The organism is Propioniciclava sp. (genome assembly GCF_036744435.1).
Classification (GTDB): Bacteria; Actinomycetota; Actinomycetes; order Propionibacteriales; family Propionibacteriaceae; genus Propioniciclava.
Genome location: NZ_DAIOIA010000015.1, coordinates 20333 through 38455 on the forward strand (window position 1 = coordinate 20333; position 18123 = coordinate 38455).

At 64.5% G+C, this 18123-nt stretch carries 19 protein-coding genes; 9 read left to right on the plus strand and 10 right to left on the minus strand.

The features are described 5' to 3' along the window. Window positions 1-87: 87 nt before the first annotated feature. A complete protein-coding gene (locus V7E09_RS03505) occupies window positions 88-930 on the minus strand; it encodes an AraC family transcriptional regulator (protein ID WP_324523021.1) in 843 nt (280 codons plus the stop codon). Window positions 931-1593: 663 nt separating this feature from the next. Here V7E09_RS03505 and V7E09_RS03510 point away from each other — a divergent pair. The 4 genes from V7E09_RS03510 to mshC all read left to right on the plus strand — a co-directional run bounded on the left by V7E09_RS03510 (window position 1594) and on the right by mshC (window position 5306). Beyond that, a complete protein-coding gene (locus V7E09_RS03510; RefSeq protein WP_135446919.1) occupies window positions 1594-2292 on the plus strand; it encodes an RraA family protein in 699 nt (232 codons plus the stop codon). Further along, window positions 2289-2912, plus strand: a complete 624-nt coding sequence (locus V7E09_RS03515) for a DUF1003 domain-containing protein (protein WP_324523022.1) — start codon at window positions 2289-2291, stop codon at window positions 2910-2912. Before V7E09_RS03510 ends, V7E09_RS03515 begins: the two co-directional genes overlap by 4 nt. Before the next feature lie 39 nt (window positions 2913-2951). Continuing rightward, window positions 2952-3575, plus strand: coding sequence for a TetR/AcrR family transcriptional regulator (locus tag V7E09_RS03520; protein WP_200489067.1), 624 nt, complete (start codon window positions 2952-2954; stop codon window positions 3573-3575). A gap of 492 nt (window positions 3576-4067) precedes the next feature. Further along, entirely contained in the window at window positions 4068-5306 is a 1239-nt protein-coding gene (gene mshC, locus V7E09_RS03525; protein WP_135446923.1) for a cysteine--1-D-myo-inosityl 2-amino-2-deoxy-alpha-D-glucopyranoside ligase, read from the plus strand. A gap of 47 nt (window positions 5307-5353) precedes the next feature. Here the strand turns inward: mshC and cysS are convergent, their stop codons facing one another. From cysS to V7E09_RS03560, 8 genes are all read right to left on the minus strand, one after another. Continuing rightward, on the minus strand, window positions 5354-6751 hold the full coding sequence (gene cysS / locus V7E09_RS03530; protein WP_241548412.1) for a cysteine--tRNA ligase: 1398 nt from the start codon (window positions 6749-6751) through the stop codon (window positions 5354-5356). Between the two features lie 52 nt (window positions 6752-6803). Next, entirely contained in the window at window positions 6804-7061 is a 258-nt protein-coding gene (locus tag V7E09_RS15670) for a DUF6510 family protein (RefSeq protein WP_220477203.1), read from the minus strand. Beyond that, complete coding sequence (locus tag V7E09_RS03535) at window positions 7058-7813, minus strand: FAD-binding oxidoreductase (protein ID WP_220477202.1); 756 nt, start codon at window positions 7811-7813, stop codon at window positions 7058-7060. Before V7E09_RS03535 ends, V7E09_RS15670 begins: the two co-directional genes overlap by 4 nt. Then, the gene (locus tag V7E09_RS03540; RefSeq protein WP_135446929.1) at window positions 7789-8382 is read right to left on the minus strand and encodes a molybdopterin-dependent oxidoreductase; all 594 of its coding nucleotides are present in this window, start codon (window positions 8380-8382) and stop codon (window positions 7789-7791) included. The genes V7E09_RS03535 and V7E09_RS03540 overlap by 25 nt, the downstream gene beginning before the upstream one ends. After that, window positions 8373-8774, minus strand: coding sequence for an antibiotic biosynthesis monooxygenase family protein (locus V7E09_RS03545; protein WP_167854061.1), 402 nt, complete (start codon window positions 8772-8774; stop codon window positions 8373-8375). The genes V7E09_RS03540 and V7E09_RS03545 overlap by 10 nt, the downstream gene beginning before the upstream one ends. Window positions 8775-8953: 179 nt before the next feature. Further along, on the minus strand, window positions 8954-9805 hold the full coding sequence (locus V7E09_RS03550; RefSeq protein ID WP_135446931.1) for an RNA polymerase sigma factor: 852 nt from the start codon (window positions 9803-9805) through the stop codon (window positions 8954-8956). Beyond that, window positions 9802-10335, minus strand: coding sequence for a carboxymuconolactone decarboxylase family protein (locus V7E09_RS03555; RefSeq protein ID WP_324523023.1), 534 nt, complete (start codon window positions 10333-10335; stop codon window positions 9802-9804). Before V7E09_RS03555 ends, V7E09_RS03550 begins: the two co-directional genes overlap by 4 nt. After that, the gene (locus V7E09_RS03560) at window positions 10307-10759 is read right to left on the minus strand and encodes a GNAT family N-acetyltransferase (RefSeq protein ID WP_135446935.1); all 453 of its coding nucleotides are present in this window, start codon (window positions 10757-10759) and stop codon (window positions 10307-10309) included. Before V7E09_RS03560 ends, V7E09_RS03555 begins: the two co-directional genes overlap by 29 nt. A gap of 234 nt (window positions 10760-10993) precedes the next feature. Here V7E09_RS03560 and msrB point away from each other — a divergent pair, with 234 nt between their 5' ends. The 4 genes from msrB (at window position 10994) to V7E09_RS03580 (ending at window position 13520) form a co-directional block, all read left to right on the plus strand. Beyond that, window positions 10994-11470 carry a peptide-methionine (R)-S-oxide reductase MsrB gene (gene msrB, locus V7E09_RS03565; protein ID WP_241548410.1) on the plus strand — a complete coding sequence of 159 codons (477 nt, stop codon included), beginning with the start codon at window positions 10994-10996 and terminating at the stop codon, window positions 11468-11470. Beyond that, complete coding sequence (gene msrA / locus V7E09_RS03570) at window positions 11467-12027, plus strand: peptide-methionine (S)-S-oxide reductase MsrA (RefSeq protein ID WP_135446938.1); 561 nt, start codon at window positions 11467-11469, stop codon at window positions 12025-12027. Before msrB ends, msrA begins: the two co-directional genes overlap by 4 nt. Before the next feature lie 233 nt (window positions 12028-12260). After that, window positions 12261-12902, plus strand: coding sequence for a TetR/AcrR family transcriptional regulator (locus tag V7E09_RS03575; protein WP_182495685.1), 642 nt, complete (start codon window positions 12261-12263; stop codon window positions 12900-12902). A gap of 249 nt (window positions 12903-13151) precedes the next feature. Then, on the plus strand, window positions 13152-13520 hold the full coding sequence (locus tag V7E09_RS03580) for a thioredoxin family protein (RefSeq protein ID WP_135446940.1): 369 nt from the start codon (window positions 13152-13154) through the stop codon (window positions 13518-13520). Window positions 13521-14002: 482 nt separating this feature from the next. Here V7E09_RS03580 and V7E09_RS03585 read toward each other — a convergent pair whose 3' ends face one another. Continuing rightward, window positions 14003-15175, minus strand: coding sequence for a restriction endonuclease (locus V7E09_RS03585; RefSeq protein ID WP_200489064.1), 1173 nt, complete (start codon window positions 15173-15175; stop codon window positions 14003-14005). A 196-nt stretch (window positions 15176-15371) separates the two neighbouring features. Between V7E09_RS03585 and mobF the strand changes: the two genes are divergently transcribed. Continuing rightward, on the plus strand, window positions 15372-18123 hold a 2752-nt coding region (gene mobF, locus V7E09_RS03590), incomplete at its 3' end, for a MobF family relaxase (RefSeq protein WP_324523024.1).

Genomic DNA, 18123 nt, shown 5'->3' on the forward strand with positions numbered 1-18123 from the left:
ACTACCAGCACTTGACGCCTTCCGTACCGGGAGGCGGGAAGGCTGCGGTGATCCGTATCGTCGATGCCGCGATCTGTACCTTCAGGATCAGGCGGCAGCTCTCTTCCGGATCATCATCCGATAGCGAGTTGGTGTCACACCTACGGCGTGACGAAACATCCGTGCAGCATGGCCGCGACTGCACCACCCCACTTCGCGCATCGCTGCCTCAATCGGCAGGTCTGTCTCGCGCAGCAGCCGAGCCAGATGCTCGGCTCGTACGGTCGTGAGGTACGTCATGGGGGTCTTGCCGTAAGCGTCCACGAAGATCCGCCCGAGCTGCGAGGGCGATAGATTTATTGCGGCCGCGAGTCGACCAAGTGTCCAGTCGTCGGCCGGCGCGTCGCGAAGCAGGTGGAGCGCTTCGCGAGCCTCGTCCCGTAGAGGCGTGAACCGCCGGTGGCGTGGCGTACCAGGGCGACCCGTCCTCCGCAGGTTCGAAGTCCGTCGCACCGGCGACGTCTTCACGTATGGGCTTACGATATCGAGCACGCCAAAGAGCAGCGCCTGCATCCGATAGAAACTCTCGGTGCACGGCCCATCGACACTGAGCGCGACCAACTCGTCCAGGAGTGGTGTAAATATCCGAGCGCGGTCCTCTCCAAGGCGGAGTATCTGGGCCGACTCGGAGTAGAGCTCGTCGGTGAAGTCATGCGCCTCGAACCGGTCTGCAAGCAGCTCGGCATGCTGCCAGAAGATCTGGTCGACGACGTAGTCTTGGTCCAGGCAGAGCGTGGTGACGGTGACTAGATCCTCAGGTTCGCTTCCGCACAGGGTGTTGGCGCCCAGGGCCACGACGTCACCGGCGCATACTGGCCTCTCGCCGAACTCGCTGAGTACGATCGCGGACCCTGCGCGGACGAAGATCAGCTTGACGCAGTCATGCGCCACGGGCGCGATAGGCACACGGATGCTGCGAGTACGAGCGACGATCGGTTGAAAGCGCACTGAAGGCATACACGCCCGCTACTGCCGACCCGCGCCAGGTATGGACTGGGTCATGACGTGCGCCCCTCTCATCGCGAACGCTGGTGGGGCGCCCCGAGGTCTATGGACATCGACGTCCGGCCGACCTCTAGGCGGGTGTGAGTCGCGAGGCCCTACCCCAGCGTGTTGCGGCGCGCAGCCCTCTGGCCGAGAGGTCGCACAGTGGTGAGGTCGGGCAGTCATGGTCGGCGTTCTTGGTCCTCTCGCACGGCGGCAAGGCGCTCGCATCCCCGCCCCGAGGGCTTGATCTGGCTTCCGCCGCAGCGGTGCTGACTCGCGGCGCGTGTAAAAATGTAGCAGATAGTACAATCTACTACCACGGATTGGTCCGCGTCGACCGCGTCGGTGTCAGCCTCGGGCGAAGGGAACGTGACTGTCCCGAACCGCTGCAGGTGGACACTCCGTGGTCAAGAGTGCTGTTCACGCGTATTGGGACGTGTCCTGACCTCCGCCGTGAACACGTCCGGCGGTATTGCAGGCTTCGAGACCCCGGAGTCCCTGGGTGCATCAGCGCACCAGTATTTCGTACTTGACAGTACATAAAAGGCTCTGGCATCGTGATGTCCTGTGAGTGGAGAACCTCGTGCGACCAACCGCGCAAGCGCCAAGGACCGGCGGGCGCAGGCCGAGCAGATCGGTTGTGCCGACATAGTCGATGCGTTGGGTCGTCGCCACCGCCACGGCGCGCACATCCTGGGGCTGGAGAGCCCCACCCCCGGCAGGGTCCTCTTCGGACCAGCCGTGACGATCGCCTTCTTCCCCAGTTGCGCTGCAAGCGTCGACCCCGCAGTGCACGATTTCCGATCGCTGTTCCGTGAGGCAGTTGGGGACGACTCTGAGGGAAAAGTTCTTGTGCTCGCGACCAATGGCCATCCAGGCGTCTCGGTAGGCGGTGGAACGAAGCTGGGTCGCGTGCACCACTACGGGCTCGACGGAGTGCTGACAGATGGCCGACTCCGGGACTTCACTGAGCTCCGAACGTACGGGTTCACCTCGTACTGCGCTGGTGAGGCGGTGGAGGCTGGCGGTGCGCTGATCACTCCACACCGGGCGAATGTTCCCGTGGTGCTGCGCGGTGTCGGCGTCATGCCGGGCGACTATGTTTTCGCCGACGGGTCGGGTGCGGTCATCATCCCCGCTGCAGAGATCGACGAGATCCTGCTCGGTGCCATAGCGGTCAAGCAGGAGGACGCGCACTTCCGCGAGCAGATCGCGCAGGAACGCGCCAGTGCCGGGGAGAGCACCCGGGGAGAGCGAGAGCGATGACCAAGCCGGAGCGCGACGAGCGAACAGAGCAGTCACCAGAGTCTGGAAAGGGAAGTGGCGCCGGTTTGCACCGCGCTTCTCGACACCATTCCGAGCCCGAGATGGACGGCCACTTCAGCGACATCGTAGGCCGCGAGATGTTCGCTTGCCCGCACTGCGGGCACCAACTCAGCATGTTCAGAGAAGCGCGGTCGAGCCCTGGAGACAAGGCCGCTGCCTGGGTGGCGAGCGTCGCGGGCTCATGGCCGTTCCTGCTGATCCTGGTGGTGGCGATTCTCGCGTGGTTTGTCGTGAACACCATCTTGCCGCTCTTCTATCCCCACCCGACGGCCATGCTGGACTATCTAGGAACGGCTCTGGCGATCGTCGCTGCTCTGCAGGGACCGCTGATTCTGCTCACTCAGCGACGGGAGTCCGACCGGGACCGTGCGCGAGACATCGAGACGTTCCACATCTCTCAGAACACCGAAGCCGATCTGCACTCGATCAGTCATGCCATCAACTCGGTTCTTGAGCAGTGGGAACGCGACCGGTCGTCAGGTGCCGTTGACGCACCGGGAGGTAGCGGTGCGCCTGAGAAACCACGGACGGGAGCGACTCGATCGCAGGACTCATCGTGACCCCCGAGGCTGGCGGCTCCAGTCCAGATTGGGGGCACGGTGAGTGAGAAGAAGCCGCGACGGCTGACCGCCAAGGGCGAGGCCACCCGTCTGCGTATCGTCGCGGCAGCCGCCGATCTCATGTACACGCAGGGCGTTGAGGCCACCAGCGTTGACGATGTCATAGAGGCCAGCGGAACGGGCAAGTCTCAGGTTTACCACTACTTCTCGGACAAGACCGAGTTGGTTGAGGCAGTCGTGAGGGCCCAGATTGAACGGGTGCTTGGCGAGCAGGCACCATTCCTCGACGACCTGCGCACGATGCGCGGCTTCGAGCGTTGGCGGGATGCGATCGTGGTAGGAGTGCGTGGTTGGCGAGGTGCTCACGGCTGTCCGATGGGGTCGCTGGCGGGCGAGATCGCTGGCCGGTGTGAAACTGCGCGTGAGAATCTCCAACGAGGATTCAGCGTCTGGCAGCACTGGTTCCGTCTCGGACTGGAGCGCATGCAGGACTCAGGCGAGCTACGGCCGGACGCAGACCCTGAAGAGCTAGCCGTCGGTCTGATGGCCGCTGTCCAAGGCGGGTACCTCCTCGTCAAGACCACACGGGACGAGCGCAGCATGGCGATCGCGCTCGACATGGCTCTCGATTCCATCCGCGTCGCGCTGAGCGCCGCAGAGTGAACTGCGGGGGAGGGCACATGCCTTCTGAAGCACGAGTTCCAGAGCTCGCGCGCGATTCCACGAGCCATGCCATGGTGAGGAGTTGTGCCCCCGACTCTCACAGTTCGAGCTCTATCCACTCGATGCCTCCCGAGCATGATGGTGCGAGTCAGGCCACAGCCAGCTTGCAGGCAATGGTCGATCGGGTTCCTGAAGGCTGGACCGTCGTCGCATACGAAGGTCGCTCATACGGATTGACCCGTACCACGCGAGTGCATGGCCAGAGCATCAGCATCTCGGCCGAGGAGCTAGGAGGGGACGACCTGATCAGCGCCAACGTGTACCGCACTCGCAAAGCAGAGCACCTACGGCCCTGTGAGGTATCCGAAGCCAAGGTGCTGGCATTCCTGCGCGGATGGACGCCCGCATGAGCCCTCGCGACACTCTGTCAGCAGGATCAGGAATCCACGCCGAATCCTCTGGTGTGGCTTCATCGACTACGAGGACCACGACATGTTGGCATGGCCCCGTCTAGAGATTCCACGCTTGGATGTACACGGGCCCGCAGTCTCGGTCTATGACACTGAGAACCGATCCTTGGTGACGTTGCCGCCGAATGACGCCGCGCGGATGTACGTCTGCGGCATCACACCCTACGACTCCACTCATCTCGGCCATGCGGCAACCTACGTCGGCTTTGACCTACTCAACCGCGCCCTTCGAAACGCCGGGCACGATGTCATCTATGTTCAGAACGTCACCGACATCGATGACCCGCTGCTGGAACGCGCCCACGCGCGAGGCATTCCCTGGAGTGATCTCGCACAACGCGAGACCGAGCGATTCCGACAGGACATGACAGCCTTACGCGTCCTGCCACCCGCACACTTCGTCGGAGTCTCCGAGGCCGTCACCAAGATCATCTCTCGCATCGAGATGTTGAAGGAGCGCGGCTCTATCTACCGAGTGGGAACCGACCTCTACTTCGAGGTGTCTGCCGACCCATCCTTCGGCCGCGTATCGTCACTCGACCGCGATGTGATGTTGAAGGACTTCGCCGAGCGTGGCGGTGACCCCGATCGGAGAGGCAAGCGCGACCCGCTCGACTGCCTGGTTTGGCGCGGCGAGCGGCAAGGGGAGCCGTCCTGGCCCAGTCCGTGGGGGCCGGGACGACCCGGTTGGCACATCGGATGCACCACAATCGCCCAGGAACATCTGGGATCATCCTTCGACGTACAGGGCGGAGGACGAGACCTGGCATTCCCGCACCACGAGATGTCCGCAGGACTCGGTCATGTCATTCATCCACAGCATCGGTTCGCGCAGACCTTCGTCCATGCCGGGATGGTTGCGTACGACGGCGAGAAGATGTCGAAGTCGCGCGGAAACCTGGTCTTCGTCTCCTCTCTGCGAAAGCAAGGAGTGGACCCTGCGGCCATCCGCCTCGCCCTCATGCGGCACCACTATCGATCAAGCTGGGAGTGGACAGACGCCGAAATCTCGGCCGCACTCGACACATTGAAGCAGTGGCGTCGTGCCCTGGCTCTCGGTAGCGGGGCGCCGGCAGCACCGGTCGAGCAGGCCGTGCTCTCGGCACTAGCCGCCGACCTTGACGCTCCGGCCGCAGTCACCATTTTGCAGGAGTGGGTTGACGCCTCGCTTGGTACCGACACAGTGGCAGACAAGCGAGACAGCTCTGCCCCTATGACGGTTCGACGTCTGGCGGACGCCTCACTCGGTCTCTTGCTCTGATCGGATCACCCCGGAACGGAAGTATTCGACCATCGTGCACGAGTTGGCTACGCCTGCGTCCAGGTGGTGCCTGAGGTGTGGTCCTGGATGGCGATCCCAGCGCTAGCCAGTTCGTTCCGGATGCGGTCGGCGGTGGAGAAATCTCCTGCGTCCCGCGCATGAGAGCGATTCGCGAGTAGAACCTCGACGAGGGTAGAGATCGTGCTGCCATGAACGTCGGCTCGCGGGGCGGTCGTGAAGCCGCCGGGCTCGATCCCTAACACTTCGGTCATCGCGAGCACCGATTCGTACGTAGACATGGCGGCAGCTGGATCGCCGTTATCCAGAGCGATGTTGCCCGCGCGCACGTGGTCGTGCAGGACTGCGAGCGCCGCTGGGACATTCAGGTCGTCGTCGAGCGCGGCCGCGAAGGCAATGGGCGGCGTCGGGGCGTCGGATGCTGTGTTCGCGAGTCGTGTGCGTGCTCGGTGCTGGAACGTCGCGATTCTCGTGACTGCAGCCTCGGTGTGCGTGAGATCCTTCTCCTGATAGTCCAAGGCACTGCGGTAGTGCGCGCTGAGCAGGTAGTAACGCAGCGTCGCCGGGCCGACACGGCGGAGGAGTTCATCGGCATACAGAGAGTTGTTCAGCGACTTGGCCATCTTCTGCCCGTCGATCGTGACGAGGCCGTTGTGTATCCAGTACTTGGCGAACTCGTCGCCTGCTGCGGTGGACTGGGCAAGCTCGTTCTCATGGTGCGGGAATCGCAGGTCGAGGCCGCCTCCGTGGATGTCGAACGCACGTCCGAGGTAGTGCTGGGACATCGCTGAGCACTGTATGTGCCATCCCGGCCTGCCGGTTCCCCACGGTGAGCGCCAACGCGCGGATTCTGGGTCGCTGGGCTTGGCTCCCTTCCAAAGCGCGAAGTCGCGGGGATCGATCTTTGCCCCGCCAGGCCCTTTATCAGGGTCCGCTACGGCGCCGGGGGTCTGCCTGGTGAGCTTGCCGTATGCCCGCCAGCTGCTGACATCGAAGTAGACGTCGCCGGAGCCGTCGCTGGCGACGTAGGCGTGTCCGCGGCGAAGGAGTCGTTCGATCAGGGTCAGTGCCTGCGGGATGTGACCGGAAGTTCGGGGCTCATGGGTTGGCGGGAGAACACCCAGCGCGGCGTACGAGCGCGCGAACTCCGTCTCGACACGGTAGGCGCGTGCCCACCATGGTTCAGTCTCGGTTGCCAGGTCCAGAACCTTGTCGTCGACGTCGGTGACGTTGCGAACGAGGGTGACCGCGTAGCCGCGGTGGGTGAGCCAGCGTCGCCAGAGATCGTAGACGAGGGCGCTACGAAGGTGCCCGATGTGAGGCGCGGACTGCACGGTTGGCCCGCACACATAGATTGAGACTCGTCCTGGGTTCAGCGGGACGAAGTTGCGTAGCTTCCGGACAGCACTGTCGTAGATGCGAAGCATCAGTCCGCAGCCCCCTGCCTGGTAGAAGCCGCGATCGCGGCGAGCGGACCAGTCATAGGTGGGGCACCCTGATGTAGTCCAGGCCCGAGAGGTTCACTAGCGTCTCTCGGAAACCGCGGACGATGACGCCCAGCACCGCCTGACAATGGCCGCACCGCATGACTGCACCCATGGCTGTGATGAAGACATGCGCGCAAGCGAGGTTGAAAGAGCTGCCGCAGCTCCGGCACCTACCGACCGTCACAGTGATCTCGATACCGAGAGTAGTCGCGAAGGCACCTGCGAGGGCGTTTCCGTCGACGTGCGTCATGGACTGCCTCCGAATCGTTCCGTACGAATCTGTGCGGGGTCGTGACCGAGTTCGACAAGCCAACCCGCGACGGCCTCGACGAACGGCGTTGGTCCGCAGACGAAGATGCGTGGCGACAACGATGCGGGAAAGGTCGACGCGGCGAGCGCCTCGCGCGTCAATCGTCTAGGTGGCCGGCCCGCTCCGGGCGCTGATTCGCGCGTGTGGACAATCTCGACGATGGTTCGTGAGAGTTCTGCCAGTTCGTCAGCGAAGAACTCATCGCGCGGACTGCGGACCGAGTACAGCAGCCGAAAGTCAGCGCCTTTCGGCTCACGTTCACGTGCTGAGGCCATTGAGAACAACGGCACAACCCCCGATCCGCCTGCGATGAGCTGAACCGGTGACTGCTCGGGCTCAGCGGGGATCCAGACGAAGAAGCGTCCGAGCGGTCCTTGTACTTCGACTTCTTCACCTTCTGCGAGTTGGCGCACGAGAAAGGGCGACACCTCGCCCCCGGGCAGCTCCTGGATCACCAGTACAACCCGTGTCGACTCACCCGAGGACGCCAGCGAGTAAGACCGGGACGCCTGGTACCCGTCCGGTGCCGTGAGCCGGATGTCGAGATGAGCTCCGGCGACGTTTCCAGGCCAGGTCGGAACATCCAGCTCAAGGCGGATGGCCGCCTCGGTCTCAAACTGCCGACTGAGCACCCGCCCGAGGTGCCACCGGACTCGGCTAGGAGTCATCACCAGTAGCGTTCCTCTCGCCATGGGTCGCCACGGAGGTGGTAGCCGTTCTGTTCCCAGAACCCCGGGTCGTCCGAGGGCATCATTTCCATTCCTCGAACCCACTTCGCGCTCTTCCAGAAGTAGAGGTGGGGCACGAGGAGCCGGGCCGGACCTCCGTGCTCGGGAGTAAGGGGTTCGCCCTCCGCCTCGGTGGCTAGCCATGCCTGCCCATCGAGGAGGTCTTCGAGTGGGAGGTTGGTGGTGTATCCGCCGTAGCTACGGACCATCACGTAGTCGTAACTGGTCTCGACATCCTCGAACAGCCGGTCCATGGGCACGCCACGCCAAGCCATGTCCAGTTTCGACCAGTGGGTGACGCAGTGGATATCGGTGACGACGTCTTCGACGCCTACCTCCTGAAGCTCACCCCAGTTCCACCGGTGCGTGACCTCGTCTTCGGTCGTGATCGTGAAGCTCCATCGGCCCTCGTCGACATTGGGCGTGGGTCCCGTCGAGAGCACCGGCCAGTCGTAGACGTGGGTCTGCCCAGGAGGCAGTCGCGGGTCGCTGGAGCCATGCCGTCCTCCGAACCCGCCGTTGATCACTCCCATGACTGCCCCTCCTGCGGGAACTCGCTACTGTGGCCTGCGCGAACGGTCGGCGTCGCTGACGAGGGAGCGATGCTGGGTAGGTGTTCCGGACGAACATCGCTCTTGACATGGCGTTCGACGACTTCGCGGACTGCGACGTCGTAACTCGTGAACACGTACCGCTTGCCCGACGCCTTGGCGATCCTGTGGTCGGGGTTTTCGCCCCATTCTTCAAGGCTCTGCAGGTCGTCGAACTCGACGACCAGTGCCGACTCCCCGTCCTCAGCGGTGAACATCTTGTGCTCGATGTGGTTAGGACTCTGTTGGATGAGGATGTGCATCTGGTTGTAGAGCCGGTCGTGTTCGGCCCGCTGCTCGGGCGCGACGTAGCACCGGAAGACGGCGAGGGTCATTGTGAAACCTCCCGTTTCTTGGTGTCGATGGTCTTGAGCCACTGCCGGCAGTTCGTCGCCGGAGTGTCCTGGCAGAGAGCCGACCGAGCGGCGTGGCCACCGGCGCGTGATCCGCTGGACATAGGTGCCAGTCACCACGCCAGTGCCCTCGATACGGCGGCTGGATCGGCAGGACGCAGTCACGCTCTGACAGCCATGTACTCGTTGACGACGCCGCGGAGGTGTATCCGAGCGCGATGCAGAGCGTCGACGGCATCGACCTTGTCGAGGCGAAGCACGTAGGCCGCGTCCGCCAGTGATACGTCATCGATGTCGACGAGTTGTACCAACTGGCCGAGCGGATCGGCCAAACGTGCGACGGCGCCGTCCACCACTCGATACAGATCGGTGGTGAACACCTCGTCGTCCGGGCTCAGGGTATTGGTCTGGCCCCAGCGGTTCGGTGCGTCAATGTGGCGTCCAGCATCGGGTCCAATGTCGTAGAAGTCGGGGTAGAAGAACTCCGCAGTATCAGCGTCGGGATCCAGCTCGGCGGTCTGGTTCTCGGCTCTTGTTCGATAGTCGTCGAGGCTCCGTACCGTTGGCTCAGGCTCAGCGAATGCTCGATCGGCTAGGTCCCGGGCGAGCGCCAGAGGGTCCAACCCCCTTGGGCTTTCCTCGAATGCTGAGAGCAGAGTCTCTTGGACCAGGTCTTCCGCAACGTGTGGGGCGAGACTCCGGGCGAGTCCAAAGAGGAGGCGAGTGATCTCACTGGGATCGCTGGGCCTCTCGGTCTCGCCGTCGACGATGTCGTGAAGTAGGAGCGAGACACTGTCGGGCAGATGGGGCAGATCATGCGGTTCGGCATCAGCCACGAGATCAGTGACGGTCTCGACCTGGTGCGTGAACAGCCGGCAGTCCGGGCATGCGTAGAGATGCTGCTGGGCTACCTCGGCGTCGGCTTCATCCAGAAGACCCATTCGGAACTGGGTGAGTTCCTCGGTGTACTCGGCGCATGACAGCTCGGTCGCGTTGACTGGTGCGTGGCTCATGGCGACTCCTTTGACGCCAGGCTCGGAGTGGCACCCTGAGCCAGCTTCAGGCGGGTCCACACGTTCATGTTGATGACGACCGCGGCGATCTCTGCGACTTCGCGCTCCGTGAAGTGAAGCCGCAGTTCTTCGTGCAGGGCCGGAATCTCCTCGTGACGGAACGAGGTGAGACCTTCGCAGTAGGCGAGCGCGGCTCTCTGCCTGGGCGAGTACATGGTGCTCTCACGCCACGACGCCAGGTGTGCGGCTTGTTCGGGCCGGATCCCGATCCTGGCCGCCACCTCGGCGTGGAGAATCAGGCAGTACGAGCAGGGGTTGAGCTGTGCGACGCGCAGACGGAGGAGCTGTAGCAGGACACGGTCTCCCGACAGCTCTGCGGCGTAGCCGAACTGCGTGGCCATGTCTTTGGCGAGTTCGTGGAACGGCGTGAGGTCTGGGTCGAAGCGAGTGTTCTCGAACCGGAGACTCCCGAGTACCGGCTTCGGGTTTTCGGTGCCGGGCTCAGACATCGCCCCGACCGTCCCGTCCAACGCCCGGAATGTCCACCATGGCGGCGTACTCGGGGTTGCGCTCGATGAAGGACCGGAACACGGGACACCTCACGGTCGCGCTCTTGCCCTCCGCGCGGATGCTGTCCAGCACCCTGCGGGTGAGTTCGGTCGCCAAGCCCTGTCCTCGGTAGTCCGGCAGGATCGAGGTCGCCAGCAGCGTCACTCTGCCGTTCTTCTCCGCGAACGGGACGGCTCCGAACTCGACACCATCCTTGATTGCGACGAAGGTGCTGGCCTGAGCATCCACCGCGATCGAGAACGACGAGCCGTTCTCGAGGTTCGTCGACCTGGCACCGGGCTCGTGATGCCGTTCGCCTGCGTCCGTGAAGGCGCCACCAGCCTGATTCTGGTCCTGTGAGTCCACAGTTTCTGTCACCTGACCCAGGTCCTCGGGTTCGTTCATGTCGCTTCCTCTCCGACCTCTGTCGCCGGAACTGCATCGCCGAAGAGTCTTGTTTCAGCCCTTGATAGCCTGGTTACATCGGTCTTGTCGGTCGTCGCGAGACCAGCCGCCCCGCCTCGGGGGCGACGCATCGTCTGGCCTCGACTCTACCGCAGGACATGTGGAATAGTTGGACCGCCGGGTCCGTTACAGCATGTGATGGCGCGGCCGCGTCACCTGCTAGGAGGAGCCAAAGTGACCACCAACGACTACCGCAAGACCCCTGAGTCGCTCAGCCGCCTGAGCGACGAGCAGCATCGGGTGACGCAACAGGACGGCACAGAGCCGGCCTATCGGAACGAGTACTGGGACAACCACGAGCCTGGCATCTACGTCGACATCGTCTCGGGTCAGCCGCTGTTCTCGTCCACCGACAAGTACGACAGCGGCACGGGATGGCCGAGTTTCACGGCGCCCATCGCCGCCGACGCTGTCGCGACCAAGGCGGATCGGACGCACGGCATGATCCGCACAGAGGTGCGCTCGGCGGGCGCCGACAGTCATCTCGGGCACCTGTTCCACGACGGACCCGCCGCCGGGGGCCAGAGGTACTGCATGAACTCGGCCGCGATGCGCTTCGTTCCTGCCTCCAAGCTCGTCGAGGAGGGCTACGGCCAATTCAGTGCACTGTTCGACACCGACCAGGACTCTACGAAGGGAGCCACCGCATGACCAGCGGGACCAACGACAGCGGGGAGATCACGCAAGTCTCGGGAGCGGAGACAGCCGTTCTGGCGGGCGGGTGCTTCTGGGGCATGCAGGACCTGATCCGCCGCCGGCCCGGCGTCCTCGAAACCCGCGTCGGGTACACGGGCGGGCAGAACGAACACCCGACCTACCGCGACCACCCAGGCCATGCGGAGGCGATCGAGGTCGTCTTCGACCCTTCGAGGACGAGCTATCGCGACATCCTGGCGCTGTTCTTCCAGATCCATGATCCCTCGACGTTGAATCGTCAGGGGAACGACCGGGGCACGAGTTACCGGTCCGCGATCTTCCCGGTCACGCCGGAGCAGGAGCGGATCGCCCACGACACGATCGCGGATGTCAACGCGTCGGGTCTGTGGCCGGGCAAGGCAGCCACCAGTATCGAGCCTGTCGGTCCGTTCTGGGAGGCGGAGCCCGAGCACCAGGACTACCTGGAGAAGTATCCGAACGGCTACACCTGCCACTTCCCCCGCGACGGCTGGGTGCTGCCTGAGCGGCGTTCGCCCAGCGTGGCGACGTAGCAAGGTTCTGCGGTTGGGCCCGGGCATCTGGGGTCGAGATCCACCTCTCCACTCCCGACGGGCCGCGACGGGAGTCGCCTGGGCAGCCTGGCCCAACCGTGAGAAGCCCTGGTCCTTGACGTACGGCATGAGGCTCTCGTCGACTGCTCGCGAGGGTGGTCCACATGGATGGTCGTTGGCATCTGAGTGCCGGCGAGAGCGCCCGACCAATCCGAGACGATTAGCCTTGGGGCATGACCGACAGCGCCAGCGGCCCCCGTCCGCGCCGCTTGACGGCTCGCGGCGCCGCAACGAAGGCACGGATTATCGAGGCGGCCGATCAGTTGATGTACGAGCGCGGCGTTGCCTCGACGACTCTGGCGGACGTCCGTGCGTCGAGTGGGACGTCGAAGTCGCAGCTCTATCAGCACTTCGCCGAGAAGGACGCACTGGTGAAGGAAGTCATTGAGGCACGCGCGGAGGCTCTGCTGTCGCAGCAACGTCGTCGCCTTACGAGGGTCGAGTCGCTGCGCGGACTCGAACTCTGGCGCGATGAGCTAGTTGAGCGCAATGGTCTCCGGAACGGCGCCTTTGGGTGCCCACTCGGAGCGCTGGCGAATGAGATCGCTGATCATGACGAAGACACACGAAAGGTCATTGCTGCTCATTTTGACGTCTGGCTCCAACTCTTGACCGACGCGATTGAAGAGTTGAAGAAGCGCGGCGTGCTAACCGCGAGCGCCGATGCGCACGCGTTGGCTACCGGGCTGCTGGCTGCTCTGCAGGGAGGGTATCTACTCGCCAAGACGGCCCGAGACGTCCGTCCCATGCGGGTGGTCCTCGACATGGCCATCGCACAGGTGCGTGCGTACTCGACGGAGAGTGGCTCTGTGTGACTGTGCCGCGGCTCGCTCGGCTGCTGTGAGCCTGAGCCTCGTCCGGGGTCGGTAGATTTTCTGGACTCTCAGGTCCTAGAATCGTTCACGACCCTACGCGCGGGGACGTACTGTATTGTCTCCGCTTGCCCCATGAAGCCAGCCATAGCTACTGCGGGAGTCATGCAGGTTGCGCAGCTCGGAGCGAGCAACCATCATATGGATGGACCCTTGGGTCCATTTAGGAGTCGCCGAGCGATTGGACGGAAGATGGCAACGGTTGATGTGACAGACAAGAACTTCCGCGAAGTGACCGAGCGGGATGGGATCGCGATCCTCGACTTCTGGGCCACCTGGTGCGGTGCGTGCAAGGCGTTTGCACCAGTCTACGAGGCAGCCTCTGAGAACCACCCGGATATCCTCTTCGGCAAGGTCGACACCGAGGCGGCGCACCAGTTGTCTGAGTCACTCGGAATCCGCGCGCTACCAACAATCGCGGTCTACCGCGACTCGATCAGGGTGTTCTTCCAGGCCGGGGCGCTCCCGAGGCCCGCGCTTGACGACCTGATCACGCAGGTACGGGCCCTCGATATGGTGCAAGTGCGAGCCGAGATCGAGAGCCATGCCCACGTCCACTAGTAGTTGCTGTGCGCTGGACGATCGAGTCTCAGGCGAGGTTTCGTCCAGCGGACTCCGGAGATGGGCAGGCCATGAAGAACGGCGATGTATTCCTGCCCTGAGGATATCCGCTACGCGGTGACCAGAGGGTCGCGAGGATCGCTCAAAGCAGACCTTCATATGGCAGGCAAGACCACGTATCCGGAGAACAGGGACCCGACCCGCAGACGGCGCCTGCCAGCAGGGGTGTGGTCGCGCATGGTGGCTCCGGCGGCTCGGTGACCCCGGACCCGAACTTCTCGTGGAGCCCTTCGCCGGGCTGGTCACTCGCCAGGTGCACGACCTTGCTCAACCGCCGCTGACGCCTCGCCGAACGACACAACGAGACGCACCCATTCCCGGCGATCAGGCCGCCGCCGATCCGTCTCTCGCTCAGCCCGCCATCGGAGTTGCCACGCGTCTTGCAGGTCGAGGTAGAGTGTCGCGAATCGCTCACGTCGGACTTACGAGCGGAGGCCGTAGCTCGCGATCAAGTCCGGTCGTTGCGACAACTGCGTTTCGAGGCGGCTATCTGCCCAAAGCTCGATGAACGGAAGTTTCCCATCGACGTTGTGCTTCTCGACGATCGCCACCGCGTCGGTGGTGAAGCGACCGCTCGTCGCGATCACCAAAGTCCGAACGACCGGCGGCTCCCAGAGCGACAGCGCCGCCAAGGTATTCGTGATGTCGGCAGGTGCGACAGATTTGGACGTCCAGTGCTTGGCCTGCACGATGACCCGCTCGGTTCGCGTCGTCCCGCCGTCGTCCCTTATGACGCGTTCAGCGGACAGATCGCGGCCCCGATCGGGCGCGCGCGTCTTCATCAACCACTCGACGTTCTGGTAACTGGGAAAGCCGCGTAAAAGGTCAAACAGCAGTCGCTCGAAGCCGTCGTCATCAAGAGCACCCCAATCGAGCCCGATGCTTGCACCACCTGCGGGTTTCGCGGAAGCAGCTACGCCGAGGTCGACCGCTGGCACCGGCAAAGGGTCGGATTCGGAGAGACTCGCGGCCTCAATGTCAGCCCGGACAGACGGCCAATCCATCTCGGCGATGTCGTGCCAATCGTGCCCCTGACTGAAACGGAGATGCCGGTGAAGATCGCCCCATCGTCCCTTTCGGTCAGTGGTGTCGCCGAGCAACCGCTCGATCTCGCTGATCGACTCCTCCACCGCCTTCGTTCTGAGATCGTCCACGCGATCGGACGAGTCCCGCGCAACGGAATCAGTGATCTGACCAAGGGTCGCGTTGATCGTCGACACGAGATCGTCGAGGCGCTCGTGAATCGCCCGGCGACGCGCTTGAGCAAGTTTGAATCTGTACTCGTCGAGCTGTTGGCCCGGCTTCTCCAACTCGTTCATGAGAGCGAAAGCAGGCTCGCCGATCTCGAAGTAATCGATGAAAGATTGCCCCGCCTCGTCGATGTCGGGCAGCTCCTCGGTGACTGTGAACCCGTCGATCGGGGGCAGCCCCGCGAGCAGCGGCGTCCACGCCCGACGCAGATCCTCATACTCCCGATTCGTACCCCGCTGAGGGCTCGACGGGATCATCGGCTCCGCGCGGTCCCAGATCGCTTGGAGCTTGGCAAGGTTTGCCGCGGCGCGATCCATCACCTGTAGCAACTCGTCGAGATTCACCCCACTAGTCTCCCAGCACCCGAATTCCGGAGATGTATGTCAGCGTCGACGTGTCGAACTGACGGAGCCAAGCAGTGGATGCCGGATGTCGCGGCCGGCCGCACCAGCGGGCATTTCCGGGGCGGAGGTCACGGGCGTCTGCTGCTCACCTGACTGCCGAAAAGGCGGTGGTCTCGTGACGGTCTCGATGCGGGTGATGAGCGCTGGAGACGGCTACAAGTACCTCCTGCGTACGGTCGCGGCCGCAGACGGCGATCGGACTCTCTCGACGCCGTTGACGAGGTATTACGTGGAGGCGGGCACCCCACCCGGGCAGTGGCTCGGCTCCGGCGTCGCCTCACTCGGCAAGGGCCAGCTCGCGGTCGGGGACCGGGTTTCGGAGGCCCAGCTCCAGCTCGTGATGGGGATGGGTCGTGATCCGATCACCGGCGACGCGCTCGGCCTCGCGTTCCCCGCCTACAAGTCGGTCCCGGAGCGGATCGAGGCCCGGATCGCCGATCTCGACCCATCGCTGAGTCCGGGCGCGAAAGGTGAGGCGGTCGCGCGAATTGAGGCTGAGGAGGCCGAGCGTGGGAAGCGTCGCGCGGTGGCCGGGTTCGACTTCACCTTCTCGATCCCGAAGTCGGCCTCGGCACTGTGGGCGGTCGCCGACGCCGGGACCCAAGCCCTGATCGGTGAGGCGCATCATGCGGCGGTTGCGGAGGTGGTTGCGTTCATGGAGCGTGAGGTTGCAGCCACCCGGTCGGGCGCAACCGCCGGCGACGGTGCCGTTGCGCAGGTCGATGTCACCGGGTTGGTGGCGACGGCGTTCGATCACTTCGACTCCCGCGCCGGCGACCCCCACCTGCACACCCACGTCGTCATCAGCAACAAGGTCCAGACCGCGTTCGACGGCAAATGGCGCAGTCTGGACGGGCGACCGATGCACGCCGCCGTGGTCGCCTTGTCGGAGCTGCACGAGGCGGTGTTCGCCGACCACATGACCCGCACCTTCGGCGTCGAATGGGAAGCCCGCGACATGGGCCGAGACCGCAACCCGGCCTGGGCGATCAGCACGGTGCCAGAAGAGCTGGTCCAGGAGTTCTCCACCCGTGCCCGGCACATCGACGCCGAGAAGAACAGGCTCATCGCCGAGTACGTCGCCAAGCACGGCCGCCAACCCTCCACAGCCACGATCATCAAGCTGCGCGCCCAAGCCACCCTCGCCACACGCCCGGAGAAGCAGGTGCGGTCGCTGGCCGACCTGACGGCCGAGTGGCGCACCCGCGCCACCGGGGTACTCGGCCAGGACGCCACCGACTGGGCACGCACGATCACCGACAACGACAAGCCGATGCTGCTGCGCGCCGACGACGTACCGCTCGATGCCATCGGCGAACTCGGCCAGACCGTGGTCGAGGTGGTGGGCGAGAAACGGTCCACCTGGCGGCGCTGGAACCTCATGGCCGAGGCATCCCGGCAGACGATGGGCTGGCGCTTCGCGACCATGCACGACCGCGAAGCGGTCGTCGCGATGATTGCCGACGCCGCCGAGCAAGCCTCGCTCCGGCTGACGCCGCCCGACCTCGCCACCTCACCCGTCGCGTTCCGGCGGGTGGACGGCACCAGCGTGTTCAGGCCCAAGCACTCGACCGTGTTCTCCTCCGAGCTGCTCCTGGCCGCCGAAGACCGACTGCTCGACCGCTCCCGCACCACGACCGGGCCGACCGTGCCGCTGGCGACGGTCGAGAAGATCACCGCTCGTCCCGATGCGGAGGGTCGGATGCTCGGCGAGGATCAGGCCGACGCGCTCATGAAGATCGCGGTCTCCGGCCGTGTCCTTGATGTGCTGGTGGGCCCGGCCGGGGCCGGGAAGACGACGGCTATGTCGGCGTTGCGGCGTGCGTGGGAGAAGGCGCACGGCGAGGGCTCCGTGGTCGGGCTGGCGCTGTCCGCGGTGGCCGCGCAGGTTCTCGCTGAGGACTTGGGGATTGCGACGGAGAACACGGCGAAGTGGTGGCAGAACCACCTCATGTACGGCACCGACTTCGAGGCCGGTCAGCTCGTCATCATCGATGAAGCCTCTCTCGCTGGCACCCTGTCGTTGGATCGGATCACGCACCGGGCTGAACGAGCCGGTGCCAAGGTGCTACTCGTGGGCGACTTCGCCCAGCTCCAATCCGTCGACGCCGGTGGTGCGTTCGGGCTCCTCGTGAACGACCGCGACGACGACGCGCCCGAGCTGGTCGACGTGCACCGCTTCGTGAACACCTGGGAGAAGACCGCCTCCCTCGCTCTGCGCCACGGTCGTACGCAGGTGATCGACACCTACCTCGACCACGACCGCATCCACGAGGGCGATGGCGAGGCGATGAGCGGCACCGCCTACATCGCCTGGCGCGCCGACCGGCAGCGAGGGTTGGTGTCGGTGCTGGTCGCCGAGACCCGCGACCACGTGAGCGCCCTCAACCAGCGGGCACGTGCCGACCTGATCCTCGACGGCAGCCTGAAACCGGGCCGGGAGGTCGAGTTGGATGACGGCACCACTGCCGGGGTGGGGGACACGGTCGTCACCCGCCGCAACGACCGCCGCCTACGAGCCGGGAAGGACTGGGTACGCAACGGTGACACCTGGACCATCACCGGCGTCCGCGACGACGGGTCGATCACGATCCGCAGGACCGGCCGCCGGTTCGGCGGCTCCATCGTCCTCCCGGCCGCGTATGTGACCGATCATGTCGATCTGGGTTATGCGATCACCGCCCACAGAGCGCAGGGCGTCACCGTCGACACCGCACACGTCCTGGTGGAACCGACCACCACACGGGAGAACTTCTACGTCGCAATGACCCGCGGCAAGCACGCCAACCACGCCTACGTGATCCTCGACCGGGCCAACGAGCACGCCCACCCGCACCCAGGCGACAACCCCGACGCCACGGCCCGCTCCGTCCTCTACGGCGTCCTGC

Bases quoted from the DNA above. Each gene is read 5' to 3' on its own strand.
- V7E09_RS03515 (WP_324523022.1), top strand. From the start codon at position 2,289: ATGACCAAGCCGGAGCGCGACGAGCGAACAGAGCAGTCACCAGAGTCT.
- V7E09_RS03580 (WP_135446940.1), top strand. From the start codon at position 13,152: ATGGCAACGGTTGATGTGACAGACAAGAACTTCCGCGAAGTGACCGAG.
- cysS (WP_241548412.1), bottom strand. From the start codon at position 6,751: ATGCTTCGCATCTACGACAGTGCTGTCCGGAAGCTACGCAACTTCGTC.
- V7E09_RS03545 (WP_167854061.1), bottom strand. From the start codon at position 8,774: ATGACCCTCGCCGTCTTCCGGTGCTACGTCGCGCCCGAGCAGCGGGCC.
- V7E09_RS03560 (WP_135446935.1), bottom strand. From the start codon at position 10,759: ATGAACGAACCCGAGGACCTGGGTCAGGTGACAGAAACTGTGGACTCA.
- V7E09_RS03535 (WP_220477202.1), bottom strand. From the start codon at position 7,813: ATGGCGAGAGGAACGCTACTGGTGATGACTCCTAGCCGAGTCCGGTGG.
- V7E09_RS03540 (WP_135446929.1), bottom strand. From the start codon at position 8,382: ATGGGAGTGATCAACGGCGGGTTCGGAGGACGGCATGGCTCCAGCGAC.
- V7E09_RS03550 (WP_135446931.1), bottom strand. From the start codon at position 9,805: ATGAGCCACGCACCAGTCAACGCGACCGAGCTGTCATGCGCCGAGTAC.
- msrA (WP_135446938.1), top strand. From the start codon at position 11,467: ATGACCAGCGGGACCAACGACAGCGGGGAGATCACGCAAGTCTCGGGA.
- V7E09_RS03575 (WP_182495685.1), top strand. From the start codon at position 12,261: ATGACCGACAGCGCCAGCGGCCCCCGTCCGCGCCGCTTGACGGCTCGC.
- mshC (WP_135446923.1), top strand. From the start codon at position 4,068: ATGTTGGCATGGCCCCGTCTAGAGATTCCACGCTTGGATGTACACGGG.
- V7E09_RS15670 (WP_220477203.1), bottom strand. From the start codon at position 7,061: ATGACGCACGTCGACGGAAACGCCCTCGCAGGTGCCTTCGCGACTACT.